Origin of the sequence: Cyclobacterium lianum (assembly GCF_900143075.1) — a bacterium.
Lineage (GTDB): Bacteria > Bacteroidota > Bacteroidia > Cytophagales > Cyclobacteriaceae > Cyclobacterium > Cyclobacterium lianum.
Map to the genome: position 1 here is coordinate 511,541 of NZ_FRCY01000001.1, position 17,540 is coordinate 529,080.

Sequence of the window (17,540 nt, forward strand, 5' to 3'; positions counted from 1 at the left end):
CTTAGTCCGGTATATCCAACTGTAAAATCGCTTATCCAGTGGGTAATCCGTTCCCCCTAACAATACAGCACCAATTCCTCAAAAGCTTTGGCGTTTAACTGCTCGGTAGTCACTCAGATCCTTTGGTGGGCTTCTTTGCTTCGCCAATAACACCAAGGGAACTTTTGGCCTCGACTCCATTACCGACCGGGTTGTTGTGAACCTGACACTCCACTTATTCAGGTAGGGAGACATTAGAACCTGCCTGGATGCAGTTAGATTTCCAAACAGTAAATACCCCGTTTTTGGCTGATGGGTTTGGTTAAACGCCTAAGGTAGTCAGGTACACAAAAAAAAATCATAAAAAAAGCCAGCTGAAATAGTCAACTGGCTTAATTCTCGTCGGGGTGGCGGGATTTGAACCCACGACCCTCCCGACCTCAGTCGGGATACGCTACCGGACCGAAAGGCAGAAAATAAAAAAAGCCAGCTGCAATAGTCAACTGGCCTAACTCTCGTCGGGGTGGCGGGATTTGAACCCACGACCCCTTGCACCCCATGCAAGTACGCTACCGGACTGCGCTACACCCCGAGATTTATTTATTATTATTCATTATTTCAATTTTCATCTGGGATTTGAACCCAGGACCCTCCCGACCTAAGTCGGGATACGCTACCGGACTACGCTACAGTCCGACCTGCGGAAACGCACCATACATGCATGTTTTCCGTTTTGGATTGGCAAATTTATACTTTTTTCAGGTAAAAAAAAGGGCTGGCAATTAAAAATTCTCCTGAAAAGAACTGGTAGCCATCTGGAAAATATGCATCTTTTACCGGAATAAATTTTAAGTCACTGGTATTGAACCTGAAGTTTAATAATCGGTAAAAATTATGAAAAATCCCGACAGCCATATTTGGAAAAAATTAAGTAACCTGTTATGTTTGCATCTCATTTAAGGAAATGTCCTTGAATCGCAATTTTTCCTCCTTAGCTCAGTTGGTTAGAGCATCTGACTGTTAATCAGAGGGTCCTTGGTTCGAGCCCAAGAGGAGGAGCAAAAACCTGTCAATGGCAGGTTTTTTTTATGCATGGATCAGCATTACCCAGAATCGAGCAAAAACCGTGGGGATGCCATAGTTTTTTAGATGAAAATCAAAAACCCAGGCCTGGGGATAGTAATAACAAATACTCAGCTGTTTCGAATAAAGTAATTCAATGGGATTCTTTTAATTTGTCTGAAATGAAAACTTTAATCAGGCTTTGTCGGGTAATACCTAATTTTTGGGCAGCACGATCCAGTTCCTGAACCATCCATTCAGGAAAATCAACACTCACCCGACGGGCTTTTAACCCAGATTTGGATATTTTATCAGTTTGCAGGTATAAAAACAAATACCGCAATGCATCAGCCCGTGCCCAATGGTGGGATTACGGTTGGAATGCGGCGTATTTTATCACCATATGTATCCGTCGGCGGGAACATTTTTTTGGTGAAATCGATAAGGGGATAATGAAATTATCCCCCATGGGTGTGATTGCCGATATTTTGTGGCACGAAATCCCAAACCATGCACCATTTGTTGAACTGGGTGATTTTGTGGTCATGCCGGATCATATTCATGGTATTTTGATTTTAGATAAACCGGGGGATGAAAACGATGGCCGTGACGATGGACCGAACGTAGGGTCAGGCCATGGCCTGACCCTACGTTCGTCGCAATTACCATGGAAACAAACGACCAACAAAACACCAAATTCCCCAACATTTGGACAAACCCGGTTTCAAAATATCGGAAAAAATTCGGTTTCATCCATAATTGGATCCTACAAATCCGCTGTTACCAAACATGCCAACCGTTTGGGATTAGAAAATGGATGGCAATCCCGTTTTCACGATCACATTATTAGAAATGACGCAGCATATCAACGGATTTCTGATTATATCATATCAAATCCTGAAAACTGGAAGGATGATAAATTTATTAACGAATGAGCGTCACCACCAAAGGAACCCTGGAATTAGTTGGCTATCCCCAACATATTTATTTTTTTAGTTTCAAGTTGCCTACTGTCAGGCTGAAGGGAATATTTATTTCGCATTGATCTGGATGAAGAATGATAGAAAAGAAATGAAACCAGCCCTTCTGTTGGTTATCCACTTATCCCAAAAAATAAATCCCCTTTTTTTAGGAAATCCAATTTAAGTAGCCTAAATTTTTAGTCTAAAACCAAGCCGCCCATGAAATACCTTTGCCTATCGCGCCTGCTGATGGCCTTCGCTGCCTGCCAGCCCTCAGTAAAACAATCCGAAACCGGGGACCAATTCACCGTCAATATAGATACGGTAATGATCCATCCGGAAAATGAAATCCATTATTTAACCACAAGTTTGTAACTTGCCAAATTGAGGCCGGATAAAAAGAACCTGTATAAAATCAATCGTTAGGAATGAACACTAGAAAAATCAATCTGAATGATTTGAAAATATGAGACACTGTTTTTATCGTAGTATTTTTGTCTTTATTATTGCTTGCTCCAGCCCAGATGAAGTAGGTCTAACTCCCTTGGAAATTGCGACGGACACGGTCATGGTTGATCCTGGTGAGGAAATTTTATTCCTCAATTTCGGTTTATGGGCAAGTGACTTGAGTGATGATAAAAAGTACCTTTACAATGTCAATTCTCAGGAATACGCCATTGAAAAAATCAACCTCAATACATTGACATTCGAAAAAAGATACCCCTTTGAAAGAGAAGGTCCAAATGGGGTTGGGAATTTTTTAAGAACATTTGCGCTAATTAACAATGATTCACTATTCATAAGTTTTCATCAAAATGAGCACCTATTCAATTGGCAAGGGGAAAAGCTAAAAAGCTTTGATATCATCGAAATGGGTAAGGAACAAGGCCAGTTGGCGGAAGGCGACAAGACTTACAAAACCATTAGTCTATCACAAGATGGCAGCCAATATGCTTCTTTAATCGTCAATTCGGAGAATAAAAACGCTTCATTTGCCCTAATAGATCATATAGCTAAGACCTTTCATAAGATAGCTCTTCCCGGTATGGAAAAAACAAAAGATTACGAGTTAACTCTCAAAGAGGGACAAGGAATTTTAACCATGGGCTTAGGGCGGTACCTTTCAAAAGAAGGTGGAAATGTAATAGTAGGTACAGAAGTAAGTAATGAACTCTATGTGCTTGACAATACTTCCGGTGAGTTAAACCATATTGCTTACAACAACCAGCTTACACCTAACGAAAAAAGCGGCAACTACCCCACTGAATTTGGAGATAGGGTTCAATATAGTAATTTTCATCGTAAGATTATGGAGGACATAAGTTTCATGAACCCAGTTTGGGATGAAAAAAAACAGGTTTATTACCGCTTTTCCTATCAAATGAAATATGATGATAATGCGAAGCCGAAAGATGGACAGTTATATACGCCTACCACAGGTGCAGATGTTTACCTTAGTGTTTTAGACAAAGATTTCAAATTAATCGCAGAAAGTCATTTACAATCTATGGACGAGCGCCCTCCATTTCATTTTGCCAAAGACGGTAAACTTTGGTTTTTTGAAAACCTTGAGGACGAAATGGGATTTGTCCGGATGGACATTACCTGGTAATTAACCCATGGTGCCACAGGTTCATTTCCCGCTACGCACCCATTTTTCCACCTCCTCCCGGTAGGATTCCCCAATAGAAAATTCCTGATCCCCCAAAAAAAGGCTGTTTTTGCGGATGGCCGTAATTTCGTCCAGCGCTACAGCGTAGGATTTGTGGATGCGGATCAGCTTTTTAGGCGGTAAAATTGACTCCAATTCCTTGAAACTCATGCGAACCAGCAGCGGTTGCTCCTGGTTTCGCAGATAAAATTTGATATAGTCACCATACCCTTTTATCCATACAATATCATCAAACCGGATCTTTACCTGGCTGTAATCCACGTTGGCAAAAAAATGGTCGGGTGTATTTACTGTGGAGGGGGCATTGCCGGTTTTCAACTCATGAAGTTCCCTGGCCCGGTTGCAGGCTTTGATAAACCGCTCCAGAGGTACGGGTTTGACCAGATAATCCACCACATCCAGGTCAAAACTGTCTACGGCATATTGGCTGTAGGCCGTAACGAAGATAACCAGGGGCTTCTTCTTCAGACTGGAAATAAACTGAAATCCCGTCAGATCTGGCATTTGTATGTCCACAAAGATCAGGTCAACGGAATGCACCCGGAGCGCTTCCATAGCCTCAAAAGCATCCCCGCAGACTGCTACCAACTTTAAAAAGGGCACCTTGCTGATGTAATCTTTTAGCAACTCCAGGGCCAGGGGCTCGTCATCTATGGCAATACAGTTTATCATCTGCTCACGCTTTGTTCCGAATGTTGAGGAATCCAGCTACCGGGATCCTCAGAAGGATAGGCTTCGGTATATTTAGCCAATAGCATTTAAATTTAACGTTGAATTCGTGGCATAACTGGCCTAAGGTAAGCATTTTGAACAAGAAAATTATTGGTATTCCGACTTCACATTGCCTGAAAGGGCGTAAAAAGAAACCGGCCTGCAAGACCGGTTTCTTTAGGTTAATCCATTTCCCTTAATTGAGTTTCGCTAAATTAACCAACTGTGAAATGTTGGAAGTAAGTCTTTTTCCCATCTTTTACGGTGATGGTATATTCGTCCTTTACGGCTTTTTCAAAGTTAAAGACTTTGTCAAAACTTCCATCTACCTTTTCAGAAGCACTGAATATTTCTTGTTTGTTGCTATTGGTGATTTTTATGTCCACTTTTTTCAGCTCTTCGTCAGAAAGCGTTAAAACCACTTTGTCGCCCATAACTTTGAAAACAGAAGGTGTAATTTTTTCCTCTTTTTGGGTGATGGCTATTTTATCACCCTTGACATCAAACGTATAGGTCACACTGGCCTGAGGGTTGTCTACCGTAAAATAATAGGTGCCTGCTGCCAATTGATCCAGGTTGAACTTTTTAGCGTACTCGTCGTCATATACGGTTGTATAAAACAAGGTATTGGCGGTTTGATCTGTAATTTTTATGATCGATGACCTGGCATGGGAATCCAGGGTAAAAAACAGATTTTTACCGTCGGAGCTACTAATCAAGCTGCTGGTTGGGACAGGCGTCATGCTGGTTAAGGATACCAGTACTAATGCGACTATTGCGGAAATTTTCATTATGTTTTTCATGGTTTTTCTTTTTATGCCTGCCAGCTGGCAGACGGTTGTTGAATGATTTACAGGACAAACATAAGGAGGAATAAAGGTCTGAATCCGCAAAGGAGATCAACCTGAAAAAGTTTGCGATGAATCCGGAAATTCTTGCGGTGAAAGGTTTTACAAATCTACAGCCGGTATGAAAAAGCCCTTTCTCCCCTTGAGAAAATCCCAATATTTTAAGCGAATTTATCCGGATAAAAGGTGAAACACCTGGAGTGATGAAGGAAAAATTGAATTTTCAAAAAAAAGTTTCTTTCTTATTTTAGTCGATAGAACATTTATCCAAATAAATTAAGAGACTAATAAACAAAACGAAAATTTTATTGATATACGAAAAGAGCGTTGGGCCGACAAAAAACCGGGGGTGCAGTGGGCTTGCGGGCGGAAGGATTTTTGTCTTGAATTTTTTGTTTCTTTTTGTTTTAAGACAAAGAGAAAGAGGAAAGAAGAATCAAATCACAAGAATACGGTCCAATTCATAAAACCAGGATAATCTGATTAAGCAAACTAATTATTAAAAGACAAGTGAAGAATATTTTTCCAAAATCGATTTGATGTAGGTATATAATATACCCCTTTCGTTCTTTAAAAGAGATGAATCCGGAAAATAATAAAGATTCCATAAATTCTTACCTGGGCAGGTAGTAAAAATGTCCATCTTCGGCCCCTACCAGCAATTCCCAAACCCCATCTTTATCCCAATCCACAAATGTAGGACTGGTAGTGTGTCCGGCCAGCATTTGATCGGTGAATGGCTCGTTGTATTGGAAAACTACCTTATCGGGGCTTTGGCTGATATTTTCGAAAAGGGACACATTCAGACTATTCACTAACAGGTCCAGGTCTCCATCATTGTCCCAGTCTGCCAGGCTGATCTTCCGCCTGCCGCTACTGCCCGCCTCCGCTGTGTTGAGGCGAAGGAGTCCTGTACCTTCATCCTGCACCTTATTTTTATTGTTAAATGCAGACCCGTTTTCCCCGTAAAAAATTCGTTTGCCGGGTAGCAGCACCTGTTGTCCATTTTTTTGGGTTCCCTGGTACCAGGCCAGGTAGCCCTCATGATCGAGCATGACCAGATCCATATGGCCATCTTCGTCCCAGTCAACGGCAAAAGGAGTAGTTCTCCATTGAGTCACCAGTTCGTCGGGCTCTGGCTTCCACCAGTTCCAGGCGGGGTAGGGTGGATCCTGATCTCCCCAGTCTACCCTGACGGGCTGGGGAGCCCGGAGTTCTGTACCGGCATTTTGGATCCATTCCACTTTTCCCCAGATGGAATTAAAAATAATATCCTGATGGCCGTCACCATCCCAATCTGCCACAGAGAGGGTGGTGTAGCCCCATTTGGCTTCGGCAGGCCCCTGAATAGAGCCATTTTCTCCGGCCTGTATGCGTATGGGCTCCCCTTTTACTTTCAATAATTCCGGTTCAGCCCACCTGGGGTCCGAACCACCACTTAGATTTTCGATAAAGGCGATGTGACCGGCAGAATTGCCGGCGATGATATCTTCATCTCCATCCTGGTCCCAATCTACACTTACGGGAGTTACCAGGGCACCAAATTTCAAATGATCGGCTTGCTGCCGGAAATACCTGGGAGCGGTAAATTCCGGGATCCCATTGCGGATTTCCCCGGTATTTCGTACCCAGGCCACCCTGCCATCTTCATCTCCTACAATCAAATCCACATGGCCATCCTGGTCCCAGTCAATGGCCACCGGAATGATCATTTCCAGGTCCATTTTGAGGATTCCTTCCTGGTTTTCCAAAAATACGCCTTTGCTATACACGGGTTGCTCCCGACTGCCCACATTTTCGAAATAGGTCAAGCGGTCCAGAAATTCTCCGCATATCAAATCCAGGTCCCCGTCCCCGTCAAAGTCTGCCAGGTTGGGAGAAGGAGCGCCGTACACATCGATTTCCTCGCCGCCGGCCTGAAGACGCCCTCTATTTACATATTCACCGTCCTTGTTTTCCAGTAGATACACATAGCCATGAAGCGGTCCGTTGACCCAATTTCCGCTGCTGTCGTAGGCATTGTCCCAGCCATAGTCCGACCAGTCGTCCATTCCCACCAATATATCCAGGTCTCCGTCTCCGTCGTAATCGGCCATTTTCCATTGGTTAAAGCGGGGATTTTTACCTAAATCTTTTGTAAGCTCTTCGACAGGAAACAAATCTTCGGGCATCGAGTCCAGCGCGGTGTGGAAATTTTGCAGCAATGCGCCCGGGGTAGTCACCTTCGGTTCACCCAGTCTGGTATGAGAGACCTGCACTTTGGAAATGGCATCTCCCAGGCGTACCGGGGGAGCAAAGACGGGAAAAGCCTCACCGCTGGTGTTTTCAAAAAAGTAGAGCCCATTGAAAGGCTTGTCGGGACAAGATACCAGCATGTCCATATCTCCATCACCATCGTAATCCATCGGCAGGGGCCAGGCCCACAGACCTACTCCCAGAAAGGCAGAGCCCTCCGGTTGGTTATAGTTGATGCGTTTAAATAGTGCGGTAGAGGGCTCAGATTTGTCGGTTTCTTCCCCGCATCCGGCGCATAGGGTCAGTGCAAAGACGATCAGGGGGAGACAAGTACGCAAGGGAAATAACATATGACGTTTGTTTGATTCGGGTCTGTCAGGTATTGAAAATACATGTGCTCATTATGTCTTACCATTTCAGACTTCAAATAGGCCATCAGCCCCTGCCCATATACGGCATTCCATTGGCCATTAGGGTTATCCAGGGAATATTGGTGCCCAGCGGCAGGCTGGCCATGTGCACTACCGCCCTGCCTACCTCTGCTACGTCCATAGTGGGCTCTATCTTGTGTGTACCGTCTGCCTGCAGGATACCTTTTTCTATTCTTTTGGTCATCTCACTTCTGGCATTGCCGATATCGATTTGCCCGCACACGATGTCATGCGCCCTGCCGTCGAGATTGGTGGAGCGGGTGAGCCCCGTAATGGCATGTTTGCTGGCGGTATAGGCCACCGACTGCGGTCTGGGCGAATGCGCAGAGAGGGATCCATTGTTGATGATACGTCCCCCTTTCGGATCTTGCTCGCGCATCAGTTTGAAAGCCTCCTGCGTGCACAGAAAAGCACCTGTAAGGTTGGTGTCGATGACCATTTTCCAGTCTGCAAAGGAAAGCTCGTCCAGTGACACCGAGGGGGCATTTACGCCTGCATTGTTGAATAACAGATCGAGACGGCCAAAATGCGCTCTGGTCTTTAGAAAGAGCTGTCTCACGTCGGCAGGGTCCGTAATATCTGCAGGGCACAGGAGGTGATTTTCTCCGGTACATAACCGGGCGGTTGCTTCAAGCGATTCTTTTTTTCTACCGGCCAGGATAAGGGTCCAGTCATCGTCTGCCAGTGCTTGCGCTACGGCTCTTCCTATTCCTGACCCTGCTCCGGTAATGATTGCAGTTTTTATGTTAGGATTCATGAAGGTCGATTTGTATGTTTTCTTCTCGGATATAATTTTGAATAATTTCTTCTACATCCCTGTCGGCAGTAAAGCCAAGCTGATCTGCCTTGCGTGTATTGAAGTGCGGAGGCCAGGTAAGTACGATACTTTGTAAAAATGCATCCGGCTCATGGCGAATGCGCCGGGCAGTTTTCACACCGGCCACTTTTTGCAGACAATCGATCATGTGCTGCACCGAAACGGTAAGTCCAGGCAGGTTGATGCATCGATCGGCACCTATCAGTTTGGCGTCAAGGCTTGCTGCATGAATAAAGTTTCGCACTACCTGTCGGGGAGAAAGGATCCAGAATTCAGCATCAGGATTTACCGGATAGCTGGCCTCTTGCCCATTCAGCGGCTCACGGATGATGCTGCTCAAAAAGGATGAGGTGGCGGCGTTGGGTTTCCCGGGCCGTACCGTAATGGTAGGCAACCTCAGGCAGCGGGCGTCTACAAAGCCTCTACGACTGTAGTCGTTCATCAACAGGTCGACGATTGCTTTTTGGGTTCCATAGGAGCTTCTGGGTTTTGGTGCGGTATCCTCGGTAATGATTTGCCGTACGTCACCCCCAAAAATCCCACATGAACTCGCAAAAACGATGCGTGGCTGGTGTCCCAGTTCGCGGCATTTTTCCAACAGTCGCAAGGAAGCCCTCAGGTTTACGTCCATGCCGAGCTCAAAATTTTTCTCTGCTTCTCCGCTTACTACCGCCGCCAGGTGAAAGATCAGGTCTGGTTTGCTTTCCAATAGCTGATCTATCCATTTTGGTTCACCGAAATTTCCTGTGATGACGGTAAACCCGGGATCCTCTCGAAGCTTTTCGGGAAAATGAAGGTCAAAAAGCGTGATGGAGGCAGAGGGGTTTTCCTGCCGGTATTCGGTAGCGAGACGGCTACCGATAAATCCTCCTGCACCAATGATCAATACATGCATAGGTTAATGGGTTTAAGTTATACTAAAGGTACTATCCAGGACAATAGCCAAACCTGCAACATTCCTGCCAGAGAAATGAGCGCCAGCAAAAGTGTCCAGGTGCTCAATGCTTCTTTTTCCGTAAGCCCGCTCATCCTGGCTACTACCCAAAAGGCACTGTCATTCATCCAGGAGACAAAAAGTGAACCAAAGCCCATAGCCATCAGCAGGTATACCGGATGGTAGGACAGCTCAATGTTGTTTCCCAGGAGGGCAGTAATGATGGCAGCACTGGAGATCATCGCCACCGTACCGGAACCCTGCGCGGTTTTCAATACTGCAGCGATAAGCCAGGCCAGGGGAACCAGGTGAATATTCATACCATCGGTAGCCTTTCTGATGGCTTCCCCTATACCGCTCTCTCCGATCATGGCACCGTAGGCCCCACCTGCACTGGTGATCAGGATGATCAGGCCACCGATCTCAAGTGGCTTTCCTACTTTCGTCCATAGCTCTGCGGCTTTCAGTTGTTGTGATCTGGCCCATAGATACAGCGCGAGGCCGGTGCCTGCGGCCATGGCGGTGTTTTTGTTGCCCATCACCGCCAGCACCTCGGGCAGTTGGCCGGTAAGGGCCTGATACAAAGAGGCAGTACCGATAAGAATAATGGGCAATACGATAGGTGCAAGTGACAGCGGCAGGGATAATTTTTTGGCTATTACCGGTGATGTGTTTACACTTACCCGGACGGGAATATGCAGCCGGCGATTCATTCTTTTGCCTGCCTGAATGACCAATATAGCCGGAAGTACCCCCAGAAATAGCCCCATAAGGATTACCATGCCCAAGTCCAGTCCCATTGTTTCTGCCATGATCAGCGGTCCCGGGGTAGGCGGCACGATACTGTGGGTGATGGCTGCACCACCTCCGATGGCACAGACATAAAGCACATAGTTTTTCCCTGTCTTGATCGCGAGGGTGATGCCCAGGGGAATCAGGAGAAAAAAAACCGTGTCTAGGAATACGGGTACTGAGAGAATAAAGCCGGCGAGCATCAGGGCCAGGGGAGCCTGTTTTTCGCCCATGGTCGTCAGCAGGCGATTTACGATATTTTCAGCGGCCCCACTTTCCATCATGGCCGTACCGATAATAGCTGCCAGGGCAATCACCCAGGCAATATTGCCCGCCATCCTGCCAAAAGCTTCCATTGGCGACTCGAGGGCTGCCAGCATTCCCTCATTCTCCATCAATTCCGGGCTGAGTAGTCCGACAAAAACTGCTGCCAGGATCAGGGCGATAAAAGGATGGAATCGCCATTTGTAAATCAACAGGGTGACAAGTCCAATACTAAATAAAAGAATGGCGAAAGGCCAATAATCGTTACTGAATATTGAAAACATGGTTTAATTAAGGAAAAAAATTCTGAATTGTAACCATTTTTCCTTTCTACACGCATAATTTTTCTGCATTTCAGGAAATTCACAGGAAATGAATTCTTTGCTTGTTTCCTGTGTTTTAAACGGATATCTTGTAGATATAAATGATTATTAGTTTAATAGAGAAGTGCATATTTTTTGAAAAAAAGTAAACATGGAGCAGTTGAAAGAAGAAGACAAAATCAAAAAAGCTTTTAAAGAAAGAGACTGGGCGGAAATAAAAAGTGCCGACTCCTGGGTAGTGTTTAAGGTAATCAGCGAATTTGTTGAGGGATTTGAAAAGTTGGCAAAAATTGGTCCTTGTGTTACCATTTTTGGGTCAGCCAGAACCAAATCAGACAATCATTATTATCAGGTAGCAGAGGCCATTTCCGGCAAACTGGTTCGACATGGATATGGAGTAATTACCGGTGGAGGCCCTGGCATCATGGAGGCCGGCAATAAAGGAGCCCACACCGAAAAGGGCAAATCCGTAGGTCTGAATATACTTTTACCCTTCGAGCAATTTAACAACGTGTATATTGATCCCGACAAATTGATCACTTTCGATTATTTCTTTGTCCGGAAGGTGATGTTTACGAAATATTCACAGGGTTTTATCGTGTTGCCTGGCGGTTTCGGAACACTGGACGAATTGTTTGAGGCCCTCACCCTGATTCAGACAAAAAAAATCGGCCGCTTTCCCATTGTTTTGGTGGGCAAGGAATATTGGTCCGGACTTATTGACTGGATCAAAGATGTGGTGCTTCAGCAGAATGCCAATATCAATGAGGAGGACCTCAACCTTTTTGCCCTGGTGGACACTGCTGAAGAGGCTGTAGCGGTGATTGACAATTTTTACAGCAAGTATCTTTTATCTCCAAACTATTAAGCTCTTGGCATCCAAACATATCGCATACCTGTATGTACTGGTACTGTTGCAGTTCCTGTTTATTGGATACCTCTGGTTCAACCCTACCGGTAATAGTCGGGACCATCAGCCTCCTGCCAACACAAATGCCGAAATCAGAGCAGCCAAACCGGCTGATCTACCCAAGGTATGGATTTTTGATCTGCCTGAACAACCGGAGTTTGCAGGTGAGAAAGTCCCCATGGACGACCCGGACGTGTATGAGCGCTTTGAAAGAGAAGTGTATGTGAATGCCTACTGGGAGTCCAATACGCTTCTGATGATGAAGCGGGCAGGTAAATTTTTCCCATTTATCGAGCAGACCCTGAAAGAGAATGGAATACCCGAAGATTTTAAATATGTGGCGCTGATCGAATCCGGTTTGATGAACGTCACTTCACCCGTCGGTGCAAAAGGTTTTTGGCAGTTTATGAAAGGCACAGCAGGGGATTTTGGTCTGGAGGTAAGCATGGATGTTGACGAAAGGTACCACTTCGAAAAATCAACCCTGGCGGCCTGTAAATATCTTCGGTCTGCATTCGGTAAATTCGGAAATTGGACCAGTGTGGCGGCCAGCTACAATATGGGAATAGCAGGTATCACACGGCGAAAAAATGAGCAGCTTAGTCCGAATTATTATGACCTCTACTTGAATGAAGAAACCAGCAGGTATTTGTTCCGGGCGCTGGCCTTGAAGGAGATTTTTGAGCATCCCGGTAAGTATGGCTTTGAATTGCAGCAGGATGATCTGTATGAACTGCCCTCGCTGAGAGAGATCGAAATAGAGGAGAGCATAGACAACCTTGCCGAATGGGCCAGAGAACGAGATAGCAATTACAAAGAAGTGAAAATCTACAATCCCTGGCTGATCAATAAACAGCTGAACGTGAAGAAAGGGCAGACCTATATTATCAAACTACCGGTTTAATAAAATAATTGCTGGTGTACCTCCGGATCGAATTATTATGAGTATCTTAAACAGCAATTCCTACCTACATGAAAAAGTACACCATCATCATACTCATTGTCCTCGGATTAATTTTCGCCATTTTTCAATTCCTGCCCTTGCTGGTCAATTTTTACCTGAATAACAACGCCGAAAGGATTGTCAGCAATATGATTACCAGGACCAATGACTTCGCCGGTCATGAAGTGCATTTTGGAAATATTCAACTCGATTACGATTATCGGGGCACTTTTCTGAAAATGGAATCTGTAGAAATCAGGCCCGGAGAGCAACTGAGCGATGAAGAAAAAATTAAGTTTCATCTGAGTTTTGATGAGGCCAGCCTTACCGGATTTCAATGGGTAGACTTCTTGTTTTTCAATAGTATCAAGCTGGATTCAGCCTACATCGAACAAGTGTTGCTGGAAACCGTCACTCCGGATCTGGAGGAAATAAATACGGAGGAGCTCGGCGGCGGTAGCGATTCAGGGAAAGATTACCAGAATATCGGACTAAATCACCTGAGGGTAAATCAGGTATCCTTTGAAAACAGAGATTCGGCTACGGATTCGGTGAGATTGTCCATCAAGGATTTGTTTGTATTTGCCGATGGCTTCAACCTCAGTAAGGAAGACCGCCAAAGTAGGGATGCACTCTTCTCAGTAGACAATATTGAAGGGTACATGGATGAAGCGAGGCTGCATATCAACGACTACCGGAACATCATCCGGGCCAAGGATTTTTCGTTCAACACCACAGACCGGAAACTGATGATCCAGCAAGTGGCGTTCAACAACAAGTTGGAGAAATATGCCTATGTTAACCAATTTGACAAAGAAACCAATTGGATGGAATTGTCCGATGGCAGGCTTCAGGTGGATGGCATGGATTTTCAGGAATATTTCCGAAATGGCAAAATCATGGTAGACAGCATGCAGTTAGCTCAGATACAATTGCATGTTTTCAGAGACAAGCGAAAGCAGGAAGATACTTCCCGCCGGCCCAAGATGATTCATGAGATCCTGAACGAATTGCCCAGGCAAGTGCAGCTCAGGCACATAGCCATTGAGGATGCCTACATAGCATATGAAGAGCGGCCCGACACCCAGGCTCCTACCTCAGGGAAGATATTTTTTGATCAGGTAAATGGAAATATTTCAGGTTTTTCCAATATGAAATCGGGAAATGACACCCTCAAAGTGTCGGCCAAAGGCCGATTGATGGGCAAAGGATTGATAGACATGCAGGCAGACTACCTCACCAATGATGAAAGTGGGCAGTTTTTTATCAGAGGCAGTATCGGAGGAATGGTGCTGGCGCCGCTCAACGATTTGATCATGCCGGCCACCAGGGTGGCACTGAAAAGCGGGCGCCTCAACGAGTTGTTTTTCAATATCTCTGCAAATGACCTGGAAGGCACAGGAGATGTGATTGTCAGGTACGAAGATCTGGAGATTGAAATACTCGATAAAAACTACCAGCGTGATCAGAATATTTTTCGCAAATTGGGGGCCTTTCTGGCCAACAAAGTGGTGATCCCTTCCCAGAACCCCAGCAAATCCGGAACGCTAAGTGAGGGAGACGTTTATTTCAAGCGGGCAAAGCACAAGTTTATTTTCCATTATTGGTGGAACCTGGTCCTGAGCGGATTGAAATCGACCATTACAGGCCAAACGGAGGAGGAAATGCGTGATCAATAAGGTAGATCAATAACTGAACCTTCCAGCCGGATTTTAGTTTATTTGTTTTGTATTAGGGCCTTTACCTATCGAATGCTTAATTTTGTCCGACCGATTCAACTATTGCGCAAAACGTTACCTATGTCTGAAGAAAACCATTCCTCTCAGGACCATATAGAAATATTTGGTGCCCGCGAGCATAACCTTAAAAATCTGGACCTGACCATTCCCAGAAACAAACTGGTGGTCATCACAGGACTAAGCGGAAGTGGAAAAAGTTCTCTGGCATTCGATACCATCTATGCGGAGGGCCAGCGCCGCTACATGGAGAGCTTCTCGGCTTACGCCCGATCTTTCCTGGGAGGAATGGAGCGGCCGGAGGTAGACAAGATCAATGGCTTGTCACCAGTCATTTCCATTGAACAAAAAACCACATCCAGAAACCCCAGGTCCACAGTAGGTACGGTCACGGAGATCTATGACTTCATGCGCTTGCTATATGCCCGATCCGGCGAGGCGTATTCCTACCTCTCGGGCGAAAAGATGGTGAGGCAGACAGAGGATCAGATCATAGCGCAGATTTTTCAACACTTTTCCGGCAAAAAATTGTCAATCCTTGCCCCCATCGTAAAGGGAAGAAAAGGTCATTACCGGGAGCTTTTTGAGCAAGTCCGGAAAATGGGTTATTCCAAAGTCCGCATAGATGGCGAACTTCAGGAGCTCCAACCCAAAATGCAGGTAGACCGCTATAAGATCCATGACATTGAAATTGTAATCGACAGAGTGGTCGCTGAAGAGGAAGACCGCTACCGGATCAGCCAATCGCTCAAAACTGCCCTGCAACATGGCAGAGGGATCATGATGCTGTTGGATGAAAATGGTAAAATTGATTATTTCTCGAAGTATCTTATGGATCCCAGGACCGGGCTAAGCTACGATGAGCCGGCACCGAATGCTTTTTCCTTTAACAGTCCCTATGGGGCTTGTTCTACTTGCAACGGACTGGGCGTGATTGAGGAAATCACAAAGGAAAATGTGATCCCCGACCCCTCCCTGAGTATCAGCCGGGGAGGCATAGCCCCACTAGGCGAATACCGGGACATCTGGATATTTAAAAAAATCGAAGCCATTCTCAAGCGCTATAATGATAGCCTGGCCACCCCCATCGAAAAGCTGGACGAAAAGGTGGTCCACACGCTGCTATATGGAGACAAGACCGAAGTTGCAGTCGATTCGGTAAAATATCCCGGTACCAAATGGAATACCACCTTTGAAGGTATCCTCAATTTTTTGCAGAAGCAACAGGACGGGGGTTCCGATAAAATCAGGAAATGGATAGCCGATTTTACTACCAACCGTACCTGCCCGGATTGTAATGGATACCGCTTGAAGAAAGAAGCCCTGCATTTCAGGATTGCAGAAAAGCATATCGGAGAGCTGGCGCATATGGATATCAGCAGCCTTGGTGCATGGTTTGAGGACCTGGAGGGGCGGATGACAGAAAGGCAAAAGATTATCGGAGCCGAAGTTTTGAAGGAAATCCGGAAGCGTATCGGATTTCTATTGGATATCGGCCTGGACTACCTTTCGCTGAATCGACCCTTAAGAACTCTATCCGGCGGTGAGGCCCAACGCATCCGGCTGGCAACTCAAATCGGCACCCAGTTGGTTGGGGTATTGTATATCCTTGATGAGCCCAGCATAGGACTTCACCAGCGGGATAACGTCAAACTGACCCATGCTCTCAAAGATCTCCGGGATCTGGGCAATTCGGTTATTGTGGTCGAGCATGACCGGGACATGATGCTGGAGGCAGACCATGTGGTGGATATCGGCCCGGGAGCTGGCAGGCACGGCGGGCATGTGGTAGCGAGCGGGACACCACAGCAACTGTTACATTCGGGCAGTTTAACAGCCAGATACCTCATCGGGGAATTGAGTATACCAGTGCCTGCCAGGAGAAGAAAGGGAACGGGGAAAAAACTTCAGCTAAAAGGTGCCAGTGGACACAATCTCAAACAGGTAGACCTGAATATTCCGCTAGGCACCATGATTTGCGTAACGGGTGTTTCGGGTTCTGGAAAAAGTTCGCTGATTCACGAGACACTTTACCCATTGCTCAACCAGCGTTTTTACAACTCCCGAAAAGAACCCCTGCCCTATAAGGAAATCAAGGGGCTGGAGCATCTGGACAAGGTCATTGAAGTGGACCAGTCTCCCATCGGACGGACTCCCCGCTCTAATCCGGCAACCTATACGGGAGTGTTTACCGATATCAGGGCACTTTTTACAGAGTTGCCCGAAGCCAGGATAAGAGGATACAAACCTGGAAGATTCTCATTCAACGTGAAAGGCGGCCGATGCGAAGATTGCGAGGGGGGCGGTATGAAATTGATAGAGATGGATTTCCTTCCGGATGTACACATCCCTTGCGAGACCTGTAAAGGCAAGCGATACAACAGGGAAACCCTGGAAGTACGGTTCAAGGGCAAATCCATCGCTGATGTCCTGGATATGACCGTAGAGCAGGCGGTGGAATTTTTTGAAAATCAGCCCAGGATACTGCGGAAGATCAAAACCCTGCACGAGGTAGGTCTGGACTACATTACCTTGGGCCAGCATGCCACCACCTTATCCGGTGGAGAGGCACAGCGCGTTAAGCTCGCCACAGAACTGTCCAAAAAAGATACTGGTAAGACATTTTACATCCTGGATGAACCAACCACCGGCCTACATTTTCAGGATATAGGCCATCTGCTAGAGGTACTCAATAAACTGGTAGATAAGGGCAACACGGTATTGATCATCGAACACAATATGGACGTGATCAAAGTTGCCGATCATATAGTGGACCTGGGGCCTGAAGGAGGGGAGAAGGGAGGAGAAATTCTGTTTAGTGGAAAACCCGAGGATATGCTTGCCCACCAAAGCAGCTATACGGCCAGATTCCTGAAGCCAGAATTGACCGGAAAAGTCGACGTAGAGGCCTGATACGGGGA

At 45.9% G+C, this 17,540-nt stretch carries 14 protein-coding genes and 2 tRNA genes; 8 read left to right on the plus strand and 8 right to left on the minus strand.

What is annotated here, in order from left to right; translation table 11 throughout:
* Positions 1-497: 497 nt before the first annotated feature.
* A tRNA-Pro gene (locus BUB19_RS02005) sits at positions 498-571 on the minus strand.
* Positions 572-964: 393 nt separating this feature from the next.
* Here BUB19_RS02005 and BUB19_RS02015 point away from each other — a divergent pair.
* Positions 965-1,038, plus strand: a tRNA-Asn gene (locus BUB19_RS02015).
* A 157-nt stretch (positions 1,039-1,195) separates the two neighbouring features.
* Here BUB19_RS02015 and BUB19_RS24710 read toward each other — a convergent pair.
* Positions 1,196-1,318 (minus strand): hypothetical protein, encoded by a 123-nt coding sequence (locus BUB19_RS24710; RefSeq protein ID WP_394333868.1) that lies wholly within the window; start codon positions 1,316-1,318, stop codon positions 1,196-1,198.
* 22 nt (positions 1,319-1,340) lie between these two features.
* Here BUB19_RS24710 and BUB19_RS02025 point away from each other — a divergent pair, with 22 nt between their 5' ends.
* The 3 genes from BUB19_RS02025 to BUB19_RS02030 all read left to right on the plus strand — a co-directional run bounded on the left by BUB19_RS02025 (position 1,341) and on the right by BUB19_RS02030 (position 3,615).
* On the plus strand, positions 1,341-1,976 hold the full coding sequence (locus BUB19_RS02025; protein WP_245802756.1) for a transposase: 636 nt from the start codon (positions 1,341-1,343) through the stop codon (positions 1,974-1,976).
* Between the two features lie 246 nt (positions 1,977-2,222).
* Entirely contained in the window at positions 2,223-2,378 is a 156-nt protein-coding gene (locus tag BUB19_RS24075) for a hypothetical protein (protein WP_178371421.1), read from the plus strand.
* A 91-nt stretch (positions 2,379-2,469) separates the two neighbouring features.
* Positions 2,470-3,615 (plus strand): DUF4221 family protein, encoded by a 1,146-nt coding sequence (locus BUB19_RS02030; protein ID WP_073090952.1) that lies wholly within the window; start codon positions 2,470-2,472, stop codon positions 3,613-3,615.
* 21 nt (positions 3,616-3,636) lie between these two features.
* On the opposite strand, the gene BUB19_RS02035 is transcribed toward BUB19_RS02030, so the two are convergent.
* From BUB19_RS02035 to BUB19_RS02065, 6 genes are all read right to left on the minus strand, one after another.
* Positions 3,637-4,347: a LytR/AlgR family response regulator transcription factor gene (locus BUB19_RS02035; RefSeq protein WP_073090957.1), complete on the minus strand. Its 711-nt coding sequence runs from the start codon at positions 4,345-4,347 to the stop codon at positions 3,637-3,639.
* 254 nt (positions 4,348-4,601) lie between these two features.
* The gene (locus BUB19_RS02040; RefSeq protein ID WP_143155884.1) at positions 4,602-5,189 is read right to left on the minus strand and encodes a hypothetical protein; all 588 of its coding nucleotides are present in this window, start codon (positions 5,187-5,189) and stop codon (positions 4,602-4,604) included.
* Between the two features lie 659 nt (positions 5,190-5,848).
* Positions 5,849-7,819: an FG-GAP repeat domain-containing protein gene (locus tag BUB19_RS02050; RefSeq protein ID WP_073090966.1), complete on the minus strand. Its 1,971-nt coding sequence runs from the start codon at positions 7,817-7,819 to the stop codon at positions 5,849-5,851.
* An 85-nt stretch (positions 7,820-7,904) separates the two neighbouring features.
* On the minus strand, positions 7,905-8,657 hold the full coding sequence (locus BUB19_RS02055; protein WP_073090970.1) for an SDR family oxidoreductase: 753 nt from the start codon (positions 8,655-8,657) through the stop codon (positions 7,905-7,907).
* Positions 8,647-9,612 carry a D-erythronate dehydrogenase gene (gene denD, locus BUB19_RS02060; protein WP_073090973.1) on the minus strand — a complete coding sequence of 322 codons (966 nt, stop codon included), beginning with the start codon at positions 9,610-9,612 and terminating at the stop codon, positions 8,647-8,649. Before denD ends, BUB19_RS02055 begins: the two co-directional genes overlap by 11 nt.
* 17 nt (positions 9,613-9,629) lie before the next feature.
* Positions 9,630-10,991, minus strand: coding sequence for a GntP family permease (locus tag BUB19_RS02065; protein WP_073090978.1), 1,362 nt, complete (start codon positions 10,989-10,991; stop codon positions 9,630-9,632).
* A gap of 190 nt (positions 10,992-11,181) precedes the next feature.
* Here BUB19_RS02065 and BUB19_RS02070 point away from each other — a divergent pair, with 190 nt between their 5' ends.
* The 4 genes from BUB19_RS02070 to uvrA all read left to right on the plus strand — a co-directional run bounded on the left by BUB19_RS02070 (position 11,182) and on the right by uvrA (position 17,532).
* Positions 11,182-11,898 (plus strand): LOG family protein, encoded by a 717-nt coding sequence (locus BUB19_RS02070; RefSeq protein ID WP_073090981.1) that lies wholly within the window; start codon positions 11,182-11,184, stop codon positions 11,896-11,898.
* A 4-nt stretch (positions 11,899-11,902) separates the two neighbouring features.
* Positions 11,903-12,844 (plus strand): lytic transglycosylase domain-containing protein, encoded by a 942-nt coding sequence (locus BUB19_RS02075; RefSeq protein WP_073090984.1) that lies wholly within the window; start codon positions 11,903-11,905, stop codon positions 12,842-12,844.
* 68 nt (positions 12,845-12,912) lie between these two features.
* The gene (locus BUB19_RS02080) at positions 12,913-14,562 is read left to right on the plus strand and encodes a DUF748 domain-containing protein (protein ID WP_073090989.1); all 1,650 of its coding nucleotides are present in this window, start codon (positions 12,913-12,915) and stop codon (positions 14,560-14,562) included.
* Positions 14,563-14,682: 120 nt separating this feature from the next.
* On the plus strand, positions 14,683-17,532 hold the full coding sequence (gene uvrA / locus BUB19_RS02085) for an excinuclease ABC subunit UvrA (protein WP_073090997.1): 2,850 nt from the start codon (positions 14,683-14,685) through the stop codon (positions 17,530-17,532).
* Positions 17,533-17,540: the final 8 nt, after the last annotated feature.

Coding starts and splice junctions, on each gene's coding strand:
- BUB19_RS24075 (WP_178371421.1), top strand. CDS start 2,223: ATGAAATACCTTTGCCTATCGCGCCTGCTGATGGCCTTCGCTGCCTGC.
- BUB19_RS02030 (WP_073090952.1), top strand. CDS start 2,470: ATGAGACACTGTTTTTATCGTAGTATTTTTGTCTTTATTATTGCTTGC.
- BUB19_RS02035 (WP_073090957.1), bottom strand. CDS start 4,347: ATGATAAACTGTATTGCCATAGATGACGAGCCCCTGGCCCTGGAGTTG.
- BUB19_RS02040 (WP_143155884.1), bottom strand. CDS start 5,189: ATGAAAAACATAATGAAAATTTCCGCAATAGTCGCATTAGTACTGGTA.
- BUB19_RS02050 (WP_073090966.1), bottom strand. CDS start 7,819: ATGTTATTTCCCTTGCGTACTTGTCTCCCCCTGATCGTCTTTGCACTG.
- BUB19_RS02055 (WP_073090970.1), bottom strand. CDS start 8,657: ATGAATCCTAACATAAAAACTGCAATCATTACCGGAGCAGGGTCAGGA.
- denD (WP_073090973.1), bottom strand. CDS start 9,612: ATGCATGTATTGATCATTGGTGCAGGAGGATTTATCGGTAGCCGTCTC.
- BUB19_RS02065 (WP_073090978.1), bottom strand. CDS start 10,991: ATGTTTTCAATATTCAGTAACGATTATTGGCCTTTCGCCATTCTTTTA.
- BUB19_RS02070 (WP_073090981.1), top strand. CDS start 11,182: ATGGAGCAGTTGAAAGAAGAAGACAAAATCAAAAAAGCTTTTAAAGAA.
- BUB19_RS02080 (WP_073090989.1), top strand. CDS start 12,913: ATGAAAAAGTACACCATCATCATACTCATTGTCCTCGGATTAATTTTC.
- uvrA (WP_073090997.1), top strand. CDS start 14,683: ATGTCTGAAGAAAACCATTCCTCTCAGGACCATATAGAAATATTTGGT.